This is a genomic window from Streptomyces sp. NBC_01537 (assembly GCF_045040445.1).
GTDB lineage: Bacteria > Actinomycetota > Actinomycetes > Streptomycetales > Streptomycetaceae > Actinacidiphila.
Window position 1 is genome coordinate 7,457,941 of the sequence record NZ_CP109392.1, and the last position, 15,613, is coordinate 7,473,553.

Genomic DNA, 15,613 nt, shown 5'->3' on the forward strand with positions numbered 1-15,613 from the left:
CCAGGACGGGCCGCCGCGGCGCGAGGCAGTATTGCCGCATGCGCATCGCAGTCACCGGCTCCTCCGGTCTGATCGGCTCCGCTCTCGTACGCTCGCTGCGCACCGACGGCCATGAGGCCGTACGCCTCGTGCGCAGCGAGCCCTCCGCGCCGGACGAGGTCCGGTGGGATCCGGATCGTCAATATGTCGACACGGCCGGGCTCATCGGGTGTGACGCGGTGGTCCACCTGGCCGGCGCGGGAGTCGGTGATCACCGGTGGACGGCGGCGTACAAGAAGCAGATCCGCGAGAGCCGCGTGCTGGGGACGGCGGCGATCGCCGAGGCGGTGGCGTCGATGGCCACGCCGCCACGGGTGCTGATCAGCGGGTCGGGAGTCAACTTCTACGGGGACACGGGCGACCGCGCGGTGGATGAGAAGGACCCGCCGGGCGACGGCTTCCTCGCCGAGGTCTGCCAGGCCTGGGAGGAGGCGACGGGCGCGGCGGAGGAGGCGGGCGTGCGCACGGCGCACGTGCGCACCGGGCTGGTCGTGGCGCAGCACGGCGGAGCGTGGGGGAGGCTGTTCCCGCTGTACAAGGCGGGTCTGGGCGGACGGCTGGGCAACGGCCGGCAGTACTGGAGCTTCATCGCGCTGCACGACCACATCGCGGCGCTGCGCCACATCATCGACACCCCCGAGCTCTCCGGCCCGGTGAATCTGACCGGCCCTGAGCCGATCACCAACCGCGAGGTCAACGCCGCCATGGCCCGGGTGCTGCGGCGCCCGGCGCTCTTCGCGGTGCCCGCGCCCGTGCTCAAGGCGGTGCTGGGCGAGTTCGCGGACGACGTGCTGGGCAGTTTCCGGGTCCGGCCCGGGAAGCTGCTGGATTCGGGATTCGCCTTCGCCTTCCCGGAGATCGACGGCGCGATTCGAGCGGCGCTCGGCCGATAACCCCCGCTTCAAGCACCCTGGTTGTGGGCATGACGGTTCCAGCGCAGCTGACGCGAGCGGGGAACCATGCCGACCTCCGGGAGGGGCATAGTGCTCTCAACGGCACGCCCAACGCACGAGAACGTGACTGACGTATGCGTGATCGGTGCCGGCCTCGCCGGTCTGGCCGCGGCACAACATCTGACCGGCGCCGGAGTGAGCGTCACGGTCCTTGAAGCCGCCGACCGGGTCGGCGGGCGGATGGCCACCGACAAGGTGGACGGCTTCCGCCTCGACCGTGGCCCGCAGCTCCTCAACACCTCGTACCCCGAACTGCGCAGGACGCCCGGGCTCCACGGCCTGCAGCTGCGGCCCTTCGCGCCCGGCGCCGTGGTCCGTGCCGGCGCCGGCCGCGCCGCGCGCGCCCTGGACCGGGCCCGGCTGCGCTCCGGCCTCAACCGGCTCGCCGCCACGCCCGCCGAGCAGCTCCTCACCCGCCCCGAGACCACCGCCGCCGCCGCACTCTCCAACGCCTTCGCCCCGCGCGCGGTCGACGGCTTCCTGCGCCCGCTGCTCGCCGCCCTGCTCTGCGACGCCGAACTCGGTACCTCCAGCCGCTGCGCCGACCTCGCCCTGCGGGGCTTCGCCCGCGGCCGTACGTGCCTGCCGGCCGGCGGCGCCGGCGCAGTGCCCGAGCGGCTCGCCGACGCCTTGCCGCCGGGGACGGTACGGCTGGGGGTGCGGGGCGTCGCGGTGGCCACGAACGGCGTCGTGCTGGAGGGCGGCGGCTTCCTCGCCTGCCGGGCGGTCGTCGTCGCCACCGGCGCCCGTGCGGCGGGCGAGCTGCTGCCCGGCCTGCGCATGCCGGGTTTCCACGGCGTCACCGTCGTCCACCACGCTGCCCCCGCCGCGCCGCTGCGCGAGCCCTCCCTCGTCCTCGACGCCGACCGCCGCGGCCCCGTCTCCCACACCCTCCCCGCCAGCCTCGTCGACCCCTCCCGCGCCCCGGCCGGCCGCGCCCTCGTCACCTCCGTCCTCCTCGGCCCCCCGGCCCCCGACACCCTCGTCCGCGACCACCTCGCCGACCTCTACGGCGTCCCCACCCGCGACTGGGAGCTCCTCGCCGTCCACCACGACCCCGAAGCCGTCCCCGCCATGCCCGCACCACACGACGTACGGCGGCCGGTACGGGTGCTCCAGGGGCTCTACGTCTGCGGTGACCACCGGGGCACCAGCAGCGTCCAGGGCGCCCTGCTGTCGGGGCGTCGGGCGGCGTACCAGGCCATGCGCGACTTCGGCGTACGGCCGGGCCACGCGGGTGCGGAGGGTGCGGAGGGCGAGGAGGCGGTGGCCGCGTAGAAACTGACCGGGGGCCGGCTACGTGAAGCGCGCCCAGAGCTTCGGGAAGCGCTCACCCATCGCGCCGGCGTCCTCGAAGTCGACGTATGTGCCCTCCGGCTCCGCCGGAGGCTCGGCGAGGGCGAGATCCGGCAGCCGGACACCGGTGAGCGCCTCGTAGGCCTCGTCCGCGGCATAGCCCAGATCCTCGGCGTCCCCGTCCGTCTCGGGGTCGAAGACGTCCACGAGCCCGGCTAGGTCGTCGGGCTCGTGGAGGGCGCCCTCGAAGGCATGGCGGCCCTGGCCGATCAGCCAGCAGCGGAAGAAGTCGAAGGCGTCGTCGCTCGCGCCGCCCAGCATGATGTCGGCCGCCGCCCACACATCCCAGCGGTAGGCGCGGTTGAAACGGTTCTCGAAGTGGCGGGCGAAGTCGGCCACCGACTCCGGGTCGAGCTGCGTCAACCGCTCGACCAGCAGATCGGCATGGTCCTCCGGATCGCCGCCCGCGGCGTCCCGCGTGTTGTCGATGATCTCCCAGAACTCCGTCTCGTCCATCACCGCTCCAGCATCCGCTTCGCCGGGCCCACCCGCACGCGGGGCGGCCCATATGCACGCGTGTCGTTGACGCGCCTATGCGTAGATTGCCGCAAGCCGCTCCACCGCGGTGGTGAAACGTTCCCGCAAGTCCGCCGGACCGACCACCTCCGCCTCCGGGCCGAGCGCGAGCAGCTGGTCGTACGCGACGTCGAGTCCCTCCACCCGCAGAGTCACCGTCACCCACCCCTGACCGTCCGGCGGGCCCGCCGCCGCGAGGGCCTCGTGGGCCGCCGCCCGGTCGGTGACATGCGGAAGCCGGCGAGCACCGTCCGCCGAGAGCCGTACGACGGCCTCGGCGCGCAGGATCGAGCGGGCGAACTCCGCCGCGTGCCGCGCCCAGAAAGCCGGCAGGTCGACCCCGGGGTCGCGCTCAAAGCGAGCACCACCCGAACCCGAGCCCGAACCCGACCCCGGCACGGCTTCCGCCTCGACGACCCGGTCCACCCGGTAGACCCGCAGTTCCCCATCGGACCGGGCGACCAAATACCAGACCCCGGCCTTGAGCACGAGCCCGTACGGCTCCAACTCCCGCTCCACAACGGCGTTCTCACACTGATAGCGGACGCGCAGCCGCAGATCGCCCCAAACCGCCTCGGCGACCGGCGGCAGCAGCTTCGGGGTCTCGGGCTCCTGCCACCAGCCCGGGGCGTCGAGATGGAAGCGCTGGGCGGCCGAGTCCGACGCGTCGCGCAACTCGGGCAGCAGCGCCGCGGACACCTTGAGCCGGGCGGCCGAGGCCGCGTCCTGCAGGCCCATGGCGCGCAACGCCGCCGGCACCCCGGACAGGAACAACGCCTCCGCCTCGTCCCGGCCCAGGCCGGTCAGGCGGGTGCGATAACCCTCCACAAGCCGGTACCCACCGGCCCGGCCACGCTCCGCGTAGACCGGAACGCCGGCCTCGGACAGCGCGAGGACATCCCGCCCGACCGTGCGCTCGGAGACCTCGAGCTTGGCCGCCAGCTCAGTGGCCGTCATCGAGCCCCGGGTCTGCAGGAGCAGCACCAGATGAATGAGGCGCGCCGCGCGCATGGGACCTCCAGGGTGCGTATCGTTCCCGCGCTCCGACGGGAACGATACGCACCCTGAGGGGATTCCGGTGCCGCGGTGACCGTGTCCGGCCACTCCCGGACACGGTCACCGCGGTCTACGCGGCCGAATCCCCGTAGTACCCGTCCCACTTGATGCCGATCTCCCTGAGCCACCTCAGGTCCTCCGGCGCGGGACCGCCTCCTGCGTGAGCGACGGTGTCGTCGCCGCGCTCCAGCACGACGACCTCGTAGTGCGGCGGCCACTGCATCAGGATCCGCCGCTGGCACATCGGACAGAACCATTCCTCGGCGCCCGAGGGCTCCGTGGCGACCAGCCGCATCTCGTGTGTCTCACGTGTCTCACGCATGAGAGGCCCCTCTCAGTCCCCGGTACGTTTCCCGGCCCTGTGCCTGTTCCTGCCTACGCCAGCTTGCAGGCCGCGAGCGACGAGTTGACCCCCGCAGGGGCCGCCGCTCCGGTGCGGGTGAAGTCCAGCACGATGCGGTCGATGACCGCCTGGCGCTTGCTCGTCAGCGGGCCGAGGATCGCGTTGTTCACGAAGTTCGGACCGCCCTGCCCGAGGCTGGTGACGAGGCGCGTGTTGGCCTCGTCGATCTGCTTCTGCAGCAGCGCCAGCTCGCTCGCCACCCCCGCCTGCGCCGAAGCCGGCACATTGGTGATCAGCGGTGCGACATCCGGGCACACGATGGCCTTCCCGGTGGCCGCCGACGCGGCGGCGGCCGCGGCCGCGCTGCCCCCGGTCGTCCCCGTCGCCGCCGTGGCAGCCGCCGTCGCGGCCGCGGTCGCTGTGGCGGTCGCCGTGGCACCCGTACCCGTGCCGGCGCCCGTACCTGCCGCGTTCAGCGAGCACGCCGCGAGCGAGTCCAGCCCCGTCGGCTTGGCCGCGTGCCGGCCGATCGAGATGACGATCCGGTCGATCGTCGAGGTCCGCTTGTCCTTCAGCGGGCCCAGGATCGCGTTGTTGACGAAGTTCGGGCCGCCCTGCCCGACCGTGTCGACCAGGCGCTTGTTCGCCTCCGCGATCTGCGTGTTCAGCAACGTGAGATTGCGGTCGACCTCGGCCTGCGACTGCGCCGGAATAGCGGGCAACTTGCTCTTCACGTCCGGGCAGTTGACCGTCGACACAGCCGCCTTGGTCGTGGCGTTCGTCGCCGTCGTCTTGCTCTGCCCCGCCATGGCGGCTCCCACCACGACCACACCCGACACCAACACGCCGCCGACCACACCTGCGACGACGACACGTCGCCCATTGAAGGACCGAAGGGCACGCGACATCTGATCTCCTTGACGATGAATCCGGCTATAGGTCGCGCCCGTCTGGCCCCACACGGGCGTTGCATGGCCTTGCGCCCGTATGTACGAGGGCTGTGCGGGATGTGTTCAACGTGTGCCGTGATTCATCTTTGACATCCTCCCCCTCACGAATGAGGGGGATTTCTAGCTCATGCAGCCTGGCGGACAGGCTGTCCGCCAGGTCTTCCGCAATCAGCACCAGCCGGGTTGAGACCAGCCCGGACGAGCATCACACGAGCGGAGTTCTTGTCCCTGGGGGAGACAGTTCCGCACGCGGTGCACGTATACGTTCGTTCCGAGAGAGGTAGTGCGTGCTTGGCTCTTGCTCCGCAGTGCGCGCAATCCATAGTGGTGCGCGCGGGGTGTACCAGGTGCACGGTGCGCCCGTGCTTGCGGCCCATCTCGATCAGTGCCGTCTTCGTCGCGCCGATCGCGGCGTCGGCGGATGGCCGCACCCGTTCCTGGACCAGCTCCGATGTGCCGAAGCACGATAGTTGGTACCAGGGAGAGCGACGCAACTGCGGGTTCTGTGGGTTCGAGGCACGGTAGTTGTCACCCAAGCGGCACACCGCTTGTCACCAGTCGCAGGATCGGCAGGGTTGCTGTCACCGGCCTCGCATCGCCTCTGGTGCGCTGAGCCGGCCCCGGGTCAGGCCAGTTGCCCGCCTCTGGTGCGGGACCCTTCCAGGGACTTGTCCGAGGCGATTTCGTCGCGGAGCACGCTATAGCGCACGATGTCCCGCCACTGCCCGTCCCGGAACACGGTGCTGCGCAGCACGCCCTCACGTGCGAAGCCAGACTTCTCCAGTGCGCGCTGCTCGGCGATGTTCTCCGTCTCGGTGTCCGCCTCGAGTCTGACCACAGGAGTGTGCGCGAACAGATAGCGCACCAGCAACCGCTGCGCCTGCGTGCCGACACCACGTCCCCGGCCGCCCGGCAGCAACTGGGTCCCGATATTCCAGCAGTACGAGCTCCGCGAGGTCACGACCTTCCGCCATGCCACGAAGCCGAGCCGGTCGGTGCCGGTCACCACCATCAGCTGGCCGCCGTCATCACTCAGCAGACCATCCTGCGCCCAGCGGCGTCGCCAGCGCCCCGGATCTGACCAGCCCAGCCATTGGAACGGCCCGGTTGCCTCCGGATCTGTCAGGAACCGCTCGAGTACCGACAGGTCATCCTCGACCACTGGACGCAATATCACGGGATCGTCACTCATCCCCGTCACCGTAGGTCCTGCCGGCAGCCCAGGTGACAACAATCCTGCTGTTGTGCCAACTATCGTGCTTCGGCACATCCGACCAGCAAGATCACGATCTCCAACTGGAGCACTAGCTAGGGTGCGTGCTCGTGAGGTGCGAGTTCCTTGGTCAGAGCTCCGTCAGGTGTTGCGTAGTGCGGTGTAGGTGCCGTAGTCGACTCCGGTGGCGGAGGCGGGGTGCTCGACGCCCTTCAGTGCACCGAAGGTCAGCTGTGCGAGTTACTGGGATCCCGATTACTCGGTGACCACTGGGAAATGGGCGCGACGGGTCGCGTATGGGACCGAAAACGGTTGTGCCCCGGCACCGGAGAACCGGTGCCGGGGCACAACCGTTTTCAGGCGTGCGTACCGCCGATTACAGCCCGAGGTCGCCCTCGAACTCGCCGGCTTCCAGACGGGCCTTGACGTCCGTCAGGTAGCGGGCGGCGTCCGCGCCGTCGACCAGCTGGTGGTCGTAGGACAGGGTCAGGTAGACCATGTCGCGGATGGCGATGGTCTCGCCGAGGTCCGGGTGGTTGATGACCACCGGGCGGCGCACGGTGGCGCCGATGCCGAGCTCGGCGACCTGCGGGTAGTTCACGATGATGGTGTCGAACAGCGCACCGCGCGAGCCGGTGTTGCTGATCGTGAACGTGCCGCCGCCGAGGTCGTCGGGGCTGATCTTCTTGGTGCGGACCTTGCCGGCCAGCTCGGCGGTCTTCTTGGCGATGCCGGCGATGTTGAGGTCGCCCGCGCCCTTGATGACCGGGACCATGAGGCCCGACTCCGAGTCGACCGCGATGCCGATGTTCTCGACGTCGTGGTAGGTGATGGTGCCGTCGTCGTTGATCTTGGCGTTGATCGACGGGTGCGACTTCAGCGCCTCGGCCGCGGCCTTGACGAAGAAGGGCATCGGGGAGAGCTTGACGCCCTCGGTGGCCAGGAAGGTCTCCTTCGCGCGGGCGCGGAGCTTCATGATCTTGGTGATGTCCACCTCGATCACGGAGGACAGCTGCGCCTGGCTGTGCAGCGCCTTCATCATGTTCTCCGCGATGACCTTGCGGATGCGGGTCATCTTGACCGTCTGGCCGCGCAGCGGCGAGACGGCGGCCGGAGCGGCGGCCTTGGCGGCAGCCGGAGCCGGGGCGGCAGCAGCCGCGGCAGCGGCCTTGGCGGCCTCGGCGGCGGCGATGACGTCCTGCTTGCGGATACGGCCGCCGACGCCGGTGCCCTTGACGGTGGCCAGGTTGACGCCGTTCTCGGCGGCGAGCTTGCGCACCAGGGGGGTCACGTACGCGCCGTCGTCACCGGAAGTGGCGACCGGAGCCGGGGCGGGAGCCGCCGGGGCGACCGGAGCCGCCACAGGGGCCGGAGCCGGGGCCGGGGGGGCTACGGGGGCCGGAGGCGCCTGCACGACCGGAGCCGGGGCCGGAGCGGCCACGGGAGCCGGGGCAGGAGCCGGAGCCGCGACGGGGGCCGGGGCGGCCGGGGCGGCCGCCGGAGCGGGGGCGGCACCGGCGGCGCCGATGACGGCGAGCCTGGAGCCGACCTCGGCGGTCTCGTCCTCGCCCACCAGAATCTCCAGCAGGGTGCCGGAGACCGGGGAGGGGATCTCGGTGTCGACCTTGTCCGTGGAGACCTCCAGCAGCGGCTCGTCGGCTGCCACCTCCTCGCCGACCGACTTCAGCCAGCGGGTCACGGTGCCCTCGGTCACGGACTCGCCGAGCGCCGGCAGCAGCACCGGCGTACCCGTGGCGCCACCCGCGGGGGCGGCAGCCGGGGCGGCCGGAGCGGGAGCCGGAGCAGGGGCGGCCGGAGCCTCGGCCACGGGGGCCGGGGCGGGGGCCGCGACAGGCTCGGCAGCCGGGGCGGGCGCGGCAGCGGGCGCGCCCGTGCCGTCGTCGATGATGGCCAGCTCGGCGCCGACCTCCACGGTCTCGTCCTCGGCCACCTTGATGGAGGCGAGGATGCCGGACGCGGGCGCCGGGATCTCGGTGTCGACCTTGTCGGTCGAGACCTCGAGCAACGGCTCGTCGGCCTCTACGCGCTCACCTTCGGCTTTAAGCCACCGGGTGACAGTGCCCTCGGACACGCTCTCGCCGAGCGCCGGCAGGGTTACGGAAACCGCCATGGTTTCGGTTGCTCCTAACGATCTGTGCGGAATGGTTCAGCGTGTCGTGGGTCAGTCGTGCGAGTGCAGCGGCTTGCCCGCGAGCGCCAGGTGGGCCTCGCCGAGCGCCTCGCTCTGCGTCGGGTGCGCGTGGATCAGCTGCGCGACCTCGGCAGGCAGGGCCTCCCAGTTGTAGACCAGCTGGGCCTCGCCGACCTGCTCACCCATACGGTCGCCGACCATGTGGACGCCGACCACCGCACCGTCGCGGACCTGGACGAGCTTGATCTCGCCCGCGGTCTTGAGGATCTTGCTCTTGCCGTTGCCGGCCAGGTTGTACTTCAGGGTGACGACCTTGTCGGCGCCGTACAGCTCCTTGGCCTTCGCCTCGGAGATACCCACCGAAGCGACCTCCGGGTGGCAGTACGTCACGCGCGGCACGCCGTCGTAGTCGATCGGCACGGTCTTCAGACCGGCCAGCCGCTCCGCGACCAGGATGCCCTCCGCGAAGCCGACGTGCGCGAGCTGCAGCGTCGGGACCAGGTCACCGACCGCCGAGATCGTCGGCACGTTCGTCCGCATGTACTCGTCGACGAGGACATAGCCGCGGTCCATCGCGACACCGGACTCCTCGTAGCCGAGACCGGCCGACACCGGGCCGCGCCCGACGGCCACGAGCAGCAGCTCGGCCTCGAACTCCTTGCCGTCCGCCAGCGTGACCTTGACGCCGTCCGCGGTGTACTCGGCCTTGGAGAAGAAGGTGCCCAGGTTGAACTTGATGCCCCGCTTGCGGAAGGCCCGCTCCAGCAGCTTGGAGCTGTTCTCGTCCTCGACCGGCACCAGGTGCGGCAGGCCCTCGATGACGGTGACGTCCACACCGAAGGACTTCCACGCGGAGGCGAACTCGACGCCGATGACGCCGCCGCCCAGCACGATCGCGGACTTCGGGACGCGGTCCAGGACCAGCGCGTGGTCCGAGGAGATGATGCGGTCGCCGTCGATGTTCAGACCCGGCAGCGACTTCGGCACGGAGCCGGTCGCGAGCAGGATGTGCCGGGCGGTGTAGCGCTGGCCGTTCACGTCGACGCTGGTCGGGGAGGACAGCCGGCCCTCACCCGCCACGTACGTGACCTTGCGGGAGGCCACCAGGCCCTGCAGGCCCTTGTACAGGCCCGCGATCACGTCGTCCTTGTACTTGTGGACCCCGGCGATGTCGATGCCCTCGAAGGTCGCCTTCACGCCGAACTGGTCGGCCTCGCGCGCCTGGTCCGCGATCTCGCCCGCGTGCAGCAGAGCCTTTGTGGGGATGCAGCCGTTGTGCAGGCAGGTGCCGCCGAGCTTGTTCTTCTCGATCAGGGCGACGTCCAGACCGAGCTGAGCCGCGCGCAGTGCCGCGGCGTAGCCGCCGCTGCCGCCGCCGAGGATCACTAGGTCGAAAACGGTGCTGGCGTCGTTCGCCACGTCACGTCCTCCATGCATGGATACGCCGGAGCCGGTCTGCCGTGACCGGGCGGCGGCTTTAAGTTCGGCCGCTTTGTTTAAAAGGGGGCCCTGTCGTGCCGAGACAACATCTTCGCACTTGTTCGGGGCGGACGGGCCACCGGGCCGGGCTCTGAGACGAAGGGAACGCCCCAGCTCCTGGCTACTGGTCGGTATCTCGCTCAGGGCGAACGAAACGGCCCCGGGTTGTATGCCCGGGGCCGGTCCGTGTGTGACGAACGGATCAGTGACGGATCACCGAAGCGATCACGCGGCGATCACAGAATGGTGCCCGCGGCGGCCTTCTCGGCGAGCGCGACCAGCGTCCGCACCGCGGACCCCGTGCCGCCCTTGGGGGTGTAGCCGAAGGGACCGCCCTCGTTGAAGGCCGGGCCCGCGATGTCCAGGTGCGCCCAGGTGATGCCCTCGCCCACGAACTCCCGCAGGAACAGTCCGGCCACCAGGCCGCCGCCCATCCGCTCGCCCATGTTCGCGATGTCGGCGGTGGAGGAGTCCATGCCCTTGCGCAGCTCCTCCGGCAGCGGCATCGGCCAGGACTGCTCGCCCGCCTCGGCCGCCGTCTCGTGGATCGCGCCGCGGAACTCGTCGTCGTTGGCCATGATGCCGAAGATCCGGTTGCCCAGCGCCAGCACCATCGCGCCGGTCAGCGTCGCGACGTCCACGATCGCGTCCGGCTTCTCCTCCGAGGCGCGGGTGAGCGCGTCCGCCAGCACCAGCCGCCCCTCGGCGTCGGTGTTCAGCACCTCCACGGTCTTGCCGCTGTACATCCGCAGCACGTCGCCGGGGCGGGTCGCGGTGCCCGACGGCATGTTCTCCGCCAGCGCCAGCCAGCCGGTGACATTGACGTCCAGGCCGAGCTTCGCCGCGGTCACCACGGCCGCGAAGACCGCCGCCGCGCCGCTCATGTCGCACTTCATCGTCTCGTTGTGCCCGGCCGGCTTCAGCGAGATGCCGCCCGAGTCGTACGTGATGCCCTTGCCCACGAACGCCAGGTGCTTCTGCGCCTTCGCCGCGGTGTACGAGAGCTTCACCAGCCGCGGCGGGTTCGCCGAGCCCTTGCCGACACCCAGGATGCCGCCGTAGCCGCCCTTGGCCAGTGCCTTCTCGTCCAGCACCTCGACCTTCAGGCCGAGCTCCTTGGCCGCGGTCTGCACGACCGTCGCGAACTCCTTCGGGTGCAGGTCGTTCGGCGGCATGTTGATCAGGTCACGCGCCCGGTTGACCTCCGCCGCCAGCGCGATCGCCCGCTCCGCGGCCGTCTTGTACGCCTTGTCGCGCGGCTTCGCCCCGACCAGCGCGACCTCCGCCAGCGGGCCACGGCCGTTGCTCTTCTGCTGGTACGCCGTGTATGCGTACGCCCCCAGCAGCGCGCCCTCCGCGATCGCCCCGGCCGCCTCCGCGTCCGCGGTCGGCAGCGCGAACACGGCCTTCTTCGCCCCGGACAGCGCCCGGGCGGCTGCCCCGGCCGCCGCGCGCAGCGTCTCCGTGTCATACGCCTCGCCGTCCGCCGGCGGCTCCCCGAGGCCCACCACGACGACCACCGGCGCCTTCACTCCCTCCGGCGCCGGCAGCTTCGTCACCTCGCCCTCGCCGCCCGACGCCCCGAGCGTCTCCAAAGTCGCCGCCAGCTTGCCGTCGTACGCCTTGTCAACCGCCTCCGCGCCCGGCGCGACCTCGGGGCCCTTCGTCCCCTTGGCCACGCCGACGACGACGGCGTCCGCGCGCAGCGCTGCGGCGGAGGAAGTGCTGAGAGTCAGTGCAGTCACGGTATTGAAGGTCCTGTTCCTCGGGGCCCATGTCTCGCCTGCAGCGGGCGGCGGGCGGCGTTCAGGACCGACCTTACGCTCAGTAGTGCCGCTTCCGCCCGTGGCAGCCGCCCACAGCCCCGAAAGCGGGGGTTTCCCCTCGCCCTCGCCCCTCAGGGGCGAACCGGCTCCCCGGCCCCGGCCCCGACCGGAGGCGGCTCCGGCGCCGCGAGCCGCGCGCTGTGGTGGCGGAAGGAGATGAACTGGCCGACCGCCAGAAGGACGTTGGCGCAGGCGAGCGCGGCCCACAGGGCCGCCGCCGCGTCCGTACTGATCCGGGCGGCGGCGAACCACGCGGCGGTGCGGTTGCGGTGCCGTCGGTAGGGGGTGCTGGTTCCGTCCTCAAGCGCCGGACGGGCTGGGTCGGCCGTTGTGCGCCTGCCGTTGGTGGTCTGGTCGGGGCCGCCTGCCGGGACTGCGTCCTCAGCGCTCGAACCTTGGGCTGTCCATGTCCTTGCCGTGGGCCGGTTCTCGTCGCTTCCGGGCGCATCCCTCCACCGACCCCTTCCGCCCGTACGCGGCCACCGGCCGGTGGGGGTGCGGGTCCTCAAGCCCGGACGGGTTGAACCTGCTTCCGGCCGGGAGGGGACACGCCGGGGTTCTCCCGCAGCGCGACGAGCGAGGATCCCGGGTCCGACATGAAGGCGCCAGAGTCGCGAGCGCCGAGGAGAGATCCCCGGTGGTGGCACCGACCCCCAGGCCAACCCAGCCCGTCCGGCGTTTGAGGACGGAACCGCCAGCCATGGCCAACGGCACCGCAACGACACCGGTGCAGGCGGCGCCGTCCGCTCCGCGCCGAGGAGAGATCCCCGGTGGTGGCACCGACCCCCAGGCCAACCCAGCCCGTCCGGCGCTTGAGGACGGAACCGCCAGCCATGGCCAACGGCACCGCAACGACACCGGTGCAGGCGGCGCCGTCCGCTCCGCGCCGAGGAGAGATCCCCGGTGGTGGCACCGACCCCCAGGCCAACCCAGCCCGTCCGGCGCTTGAGGACGGAACCGCCAGCCATGGCCAACGGCACCGCAACCGCACCGCCAGGCGCGGGGCTGCCGCACAGAGTCGGACCCTACCCAAGGGCCGATACCACCAGCGCGGCAATCACCGCCGTCTCGCACAGCGCCCCGAACACATCCCCCGTCACCCCGCCGAACCGCTCCCGGCACCGCCGCAGCAGCAACTCGCCCGCTGCCAGCCCGATCACCGCGGCCGCCCCGAACCGCAGGACCCCCCAGGCCCCGAACAGCGCGCCGCAGGCAGCGGACAGGACCACGAGGCCCGCTCCCACGCCCCAGGCGACGCGGACCGGAACGGTCCCCGCGACCGCCGCGCCGAGCCCCTTTGGCCGGGCCGGGGGGACCCCGTCGCGGCAGGCCAGCGTCATGGCGCCGCGCCCGACGGCGGCGGCCACGGCGGCACCGACGGCGCCGGCCGCCCAGGACTGCCCGTACAGGGAGGTCAGGGCGGCGACCTGACCCAGAATCACGAACACGATCACCAGCACGCCGAACGGCCCGATGTCGGACTGCTTCATGATGCGCAGCGCGTCCTCCGCGGGCTTGCCGCTGCCCAGCCCGTCCGCCGTGTCGGCGAGCCCGTCCAGGTGCAGCCCCCGGGTGAGCGCGGCGGGCACCGCGACCGTGGCGACCGCCGCCAGCAGCGGGCTGCCCCCGAGCAGCATCAGCACCCCGGCCCCGAAGGCCGCGAACAGCCCCACCACCAGCCCAATGAGGGGCGCGCAGAGCATGCCGGTGCGGGCGGCGTCCCGGTCCCAGCGGGTGACCCGGACCCGTAGCACCGTCAATGTGCCGAAGGCGAAGCGCACACCGTCATCCAGATCCTTGGCCATGCTCATGGCGTGCAGCGTATCCGGGCCGCGGATAGGTAGATTTACGGATATGGGTGGTGAGGTGGCATGAGTGACTGGTGGTACCGGAACATCATCGAGCCGGGCAAGCTGCCGCTGCTCCTCGCCCTGTCGTCCTTCGTGCTGACCTTTCTCATCACCCGGTTGATCACCCGCCTCATCCGGGCCGGCAAGGGCCCCTTCCGCAACATCAGCGGCTCGGGCGGGGTGCACATCCACCATGTCGTGCCGGGGGTGGTCCTCAGCGTCATCGGCGGCTTCGGGGCCGTGGGCAGCGGCAGCACGGGCTGGTGGGCCGGGATCAGCGCGGTGCTCTTCGGGATCGGCGCGGGCCTGGTGCTGGACGAGTTCGCGCTCATCCTCTACCTGGACGACGTGTACTGGACCGAGCGCGGCCGCAAGAGCACCGAGGCCGTCGTGCTCACCGCCTCGCTCGCCGGTCTGCTGCTCTGCGGCTTCCTCCCGTTCGGCGTCAACTCCCTCACCGACGAGGAGCAGCACGACCGCGCCGCCCTGATCGTCTCAGTGCTCGTCAGTCTTCTCTTCTCCCTCATCGCCCTGTTCAAGGGCAAGGCGCGCATGGGCGTCCTGGGCGTCCTCATCCCCTTCGTCGCCTTCGTGGCCGCCGTCCGCCTCGCCCGCCCCGGCTCCTTCTGGGACGAGCACCTCTACGCCCGCCGCCCCCGCGCCCGCCGCCGCGCCCTCAGACGCGCCGCCCGGCACGACGCCCGCTGGGCCGGTCCCCGCCGACGTCTCCAGGACTGGCTGGGCGGCGCGCCCGACCAGTGAGGCGCGCGGCAGGGTGCGGGCCCGCCCGATGGTGGCCTGGGCCGGTAGTGGACTGGGCCGATCCCTCAGAAACGTTCCGGCAGCTCCGCGGCCATCGCCGCCGCGCCCCGCAGCAACGGCAGCGCCAGCAGCGCGCCCGTGCCCTCGCCGGCCGTGATGCCCTGGTCGAGCAGCGGCTCGATGGACAGCCGGTCCAGCGCCTTCGCCTGGCCCGGCTCACCGCTGACCTGCCCGGCCAGCCACCAGTCGGGCGCCCGGAAGGCGACCCGCTGGGCGACCAGGGCCGCCGCGGCGGTGACGACGCCGTCGAGGATCACCGGGAGCTTGCGCACGGCCGCCTGCAGCAGGAAACCGGTCAGGGCGGTCAGATCCGCGCCGCCCACCGCCGCCAGCAGTTCGAGCTGGTCGCCGAGCACCGGGCGGGCACGGCGCAGGCCGTCCCGGATCGCGGCGCACTTGCGCATCCAGGTGATGTCGTCGATGCCGGAACCCCGGCCGGTAACCACGGACGCGTCCGTGCCGCACAGGGCCGCGATCAGCACACCGGCGGCCGTCGTGCCGCCGACGCTCACATCCCCGAGCAGGATCAGATCCGTGCCCGAGTCCGCCTCCTCGTCCGCGATCGCCACGCCGACGCGGAAGGCCTGCTCGGCCTCCTCCACGCTCAGCGCGTCCTCCACGTCCAGCCGGCCCGAGCCCCGCCGCACCCGGTGCGCGGTGACCTCCGCCGGGAGGCCCTCCGCGTCCGTGTCCAGGGCCACGTCCACGACCCGGATCTGGGCCCCGTACAGCCGGGCCAGGACGTTCGTGGCCGAGCCGCCCTCCAGGACGTTGCGTACGAGATCCGCGGCGCCGCCCGCCGGATTCGCCGACACCTTCAGCGCCGCGACGCCGTGGTCCGCCGCGAACAGCACCACCTTCGGCCGGCTCACCGGCCGCACCGGCACCTGCCCCTGAGCCGCCGCCAGCCAGTCCGCGAGCTCGGCGAGCTTCCCCAGCGCCAGCGGTGGGCGCACCAGGTGCTCCCACCGGTCATGCGCGTCGCGCCGGATGCCGGCGTCTGGGCGCTCCACGCGGGAGCCGAACTCTTCAAGATTCAGGCTGCTCACGGCCCGAAC

14 protein-coding genes and 1 pseudogene are annotated in these 15,613 nt (G+C 71.7%); 3 read left to right on the plus strand and 12 right to left on the minus strand.

The window, feature by feature from the left end:
- Window positions 1–38: 38 nt before the first annotated feature.
- Both OG607_RS34335 and OG607_RS34340 read left to right on the plus strand, forming a co-directional pair.
- Window positions 39–932: a TIGR01777 family oxidoreductase gene (locus tag OG607_RS34335; RefSeq protein WP_405731763.1), complete on the plus strand. Its 894-nt coding sequence runs from the start codon at window positions 39–41 to the stop codon at window positions 930–932.
- Between the two features lie 66 nt (window positions 933–998).
- Window positions 999–2,270, plus strand: a complete 1,272-nt coding sequence (locus tag OG607_RS34340; RefSeq protein WP_405731765.1) for an NAD(P)/FAD-dependent oxidoreductase — start codon at window positions 999–1,001, stop codon at window positions 2,268–2,270.
- An 18-nt stretch (window positions 2,271–2,288) separates the two neighbouring features.
- Here the strand turns inward: OG607_RS34340 and OG607_RS34345 are convergent, their stop codons facing one another.
- The 11 genes and pseudogenes from OG607_RS34345 to OG607_RS34395 all read right to left on the minus strand — a co-directional run bounded on the left by OG607_RS34345 (window position 2,289) and on the right by OG607_RS34395 (window position 13,688).
- Window positions 2,289–2,804, minus strand: a complete 516-nt coding sequence (locus OG607_RS34345) for a DUF4240 domain-containing protein (RefSeq protein ID WP_405731768.1) — start codon at window positions 2,802–2,804, stop codon at window positions 2,289–2,291.
- A 75-nt stretch (window positions 2,805–2,879) separates the two neighbouring features.
- The gene (locus OG607_RS34350; protein ID WP_405731771.1) at window positions 2,880–3,875 is read right to left on the minus strand and encodes a helix-turn-helix transcriptional regulator; all 996 of its coding nucleotides are present in this window, start codon (window positions 3,873–3,875) and stop codon (window positions 2,880–2,882) included.
- Window positions 3,876–3,990: 115 nt separating this feature from the next.
- Entirely contained in the window at window positions 3,991–4,242 is a 252-nt protein-coding gene (locus tag OG607_RS34355) for a hypothetical protein (protein WP_329318995.1), read from the minus strand.
- 53 nt (window positions 4,243–4,295) lie between these two features.
- Complete coding sequence (locus OG607_RS34360; RefSeq protein ID WP_405731774.1) at window positions 4,296–5,171, minus strand: hypothetical protein; 876 nt, start codon at window positions 5,169–5,171, stop codon at window positions 4,296–4,298.
- Between the two features lie 167 nt (window positions 5,172–5,338).
- Window positions 5,339–5,641: pseudogene (locus OG607_RS34365) on the minus strand (zinc ribbon domain-containing protein); the annotation flags it as partial.
- A gap of 197 nt (window positions 5,642–5,838) precedes the next feature.
- Entirely contained in the window at window positions 5,839–6,405 is a 567-nt protein-coding gene (locus tag OG607_RS34370) for a GNAT family N-acetyltransferase (protein WP_405731777.1), read from the minus strand.
- A 397-nt stretch (window positions 6,406–6,802) separates the two neighbouring features.
- The gene (gene sucB / locus OG607_RS34375; protein WP_405731780.1) at window positions 6,803–8,557 is read right to left on the minus strand and encodes a 2-oxoglutarate dehydrogenase, E2 component, dihydrolipoamide succinyltransferase; all 1,755 of its coding nucleotides are present in this window, start codon (window positions 8,555–8,557) and stop codon (window positions 6,803–6,805) included.
- Between the two features lie 51 nt (window positions 8,558–8,608).
- Complete coding sequence (gene lpdA, locus OG607_RS34380) at window positions 8,609–9,997, minus strand: dihydrolipoyl dehydrogenase (RefSeq protein ID WP_405731783.1); 1,389 nt, start codon at window positions 9,995–9,997, stop codon at window positions 8,609–8,611.
- A 296-nt stretch (window positions 9,998–10,293) separates the two neighbouring features.
- Entirely contained in the window at window positions 10,294–11,802 is a 1,509-nt protein-coding gene (locus OG607_RS34385; protein WP_405731786.1) for a leucyl aminopeptidase, read from the minus strand.
- A 152-nt stretch (window positions 11,803–11,954) separates the two neighbouring features.
- Entirely contained in the window at window positions 11,955–12,392 is a 438-nt protein-coding gene (locus tag OG607_RS34390) for a hypothetical protein (protein WP_405731789.1), read from the minus strand.
- A 516-nt stretch (window positions 12,393–12,908) separates the two neighbouring features.
- The gene (locus tag OG607_RS34395) at window positions 12,909–13,688 is read right to left on the minus strand and encodes an adenosylcobinamide-GDP ribazoletransferase (protein ID WP_405737231.1); all 780 of its coding nucleotides are present in this window, start codon (window positions 13,686–13,688) and stop codon (window positions 12,909–12,911) included.
- 66 nt (window positions 13,689–13,754) lie between these two features.
- Between OG607_RS34395 and OG607_RS34400 the strand changes: the two genes are divergently transcribed.
- Window positions 13,755–14,495 (plus strand): hypothetical protein, encoded by a 741-nt coding sequence (locus OG607_RS34400; RefSeq protein WP_405731791.1) that lies wholly within the window; start codon window positions 13,755–13,757, stop codon window positions 14,493–14,495.
- A 65-nt stretch (window positions 14,496–14,560) separates the two neighbouring features.
- Here OG607_RS34400 and cobT read toward each other — a convergent pair whose 3' ends face one another.
- Window positions 14,561–15,604: a nicotinate-nucleotide--dimethylbenzimidazole phosphoribosyltransferase gene (gene cobT / locus OG607_RS34405; RefSeq protein ID WP_405731793.1), complete on the minus strand. Its 1,044-nt coding sequence runs from the start codon at window positions 15,602–15,604 to the stop codon at window positions 14,561–14,563.
- Window positions 15,605–15,613 lie beyond the last annotated feature (9 nt).

Excerpts from the sequence above, each read along its gene's own strand:
- OG607_RS34335 (WP_405731763.1), top strand. The coding sequence starts at position 39 with ATGCGCATCGCAGTCACCGGCTCCTCCGGTCTGATCGGCTCCGCTCTC.
- OG607_RS34400 (WP_405731791.1), top strand. The coding sequence starts at position 13,755 with ATGAGTGACTGGTGGTACCGGAACATCATCGAGCCGGGCAAGCTGCCG.
- OG607_RS34370 (WP_405731777.1), bottom strand. The coding sequence starts at position 6,405 with ATGAGTGACGATCCCGTGATATTGCGTCCAGTGGTCGAGGATGACCTG.
- OG607_RS34345 (WP_405731768.1), bottom strand. The coding sequence starts at position 2,804 with ATGGACGAGACGGAGTTCTGGGAGATCATCGACAACACGCGGGACGCC.
- OG607_RS34350 (WP_405731771.1), bottom strand. The coding sequence starts at position 3,875 with ATGCGCGCGGCGCGCCTCATTCATCTGGTGCTGCTCCTGCAGACCCGG.
- OG607_RS34340 (WP_405731765.1), top strand. The coding sequence starts at position 999 with ATGCCGACCTCCGGGAGGGGCATAGTGCTCTCAACGGCACGCCCAACG.
- sucB (WP_405731780.1), bottom strand. The coding sequence starts at position 8,557 with ATGGCGGTTTCCGTAACCCTGCCGGCGCTCGGCGAGAGCGTGTCCGAG.
- OG607_RS34395 (WP_405737231.1), bottom strand. The coding sequence starts at position 13,688 with ATGGCCAAGGATCTGGATGACGGTGTGCGCTTCGCCTTCGGCACATTG.
- OG607_RS34355 (WP_329318995.1), bottom strand. The coding sequence starts at position 4,242 with ATGCGTGAGACACGTGAGACACACGAGATGCGGCTGGTCGCCACGGAG.
- OG607_RS34360 (WP_405731774.1), bottom strand. The coding sequence starts at position 5,171 with ATGTCGCGTGCCCTTCGGTCCTTCAATGGGCGACGTGTCGTCGTCGCA.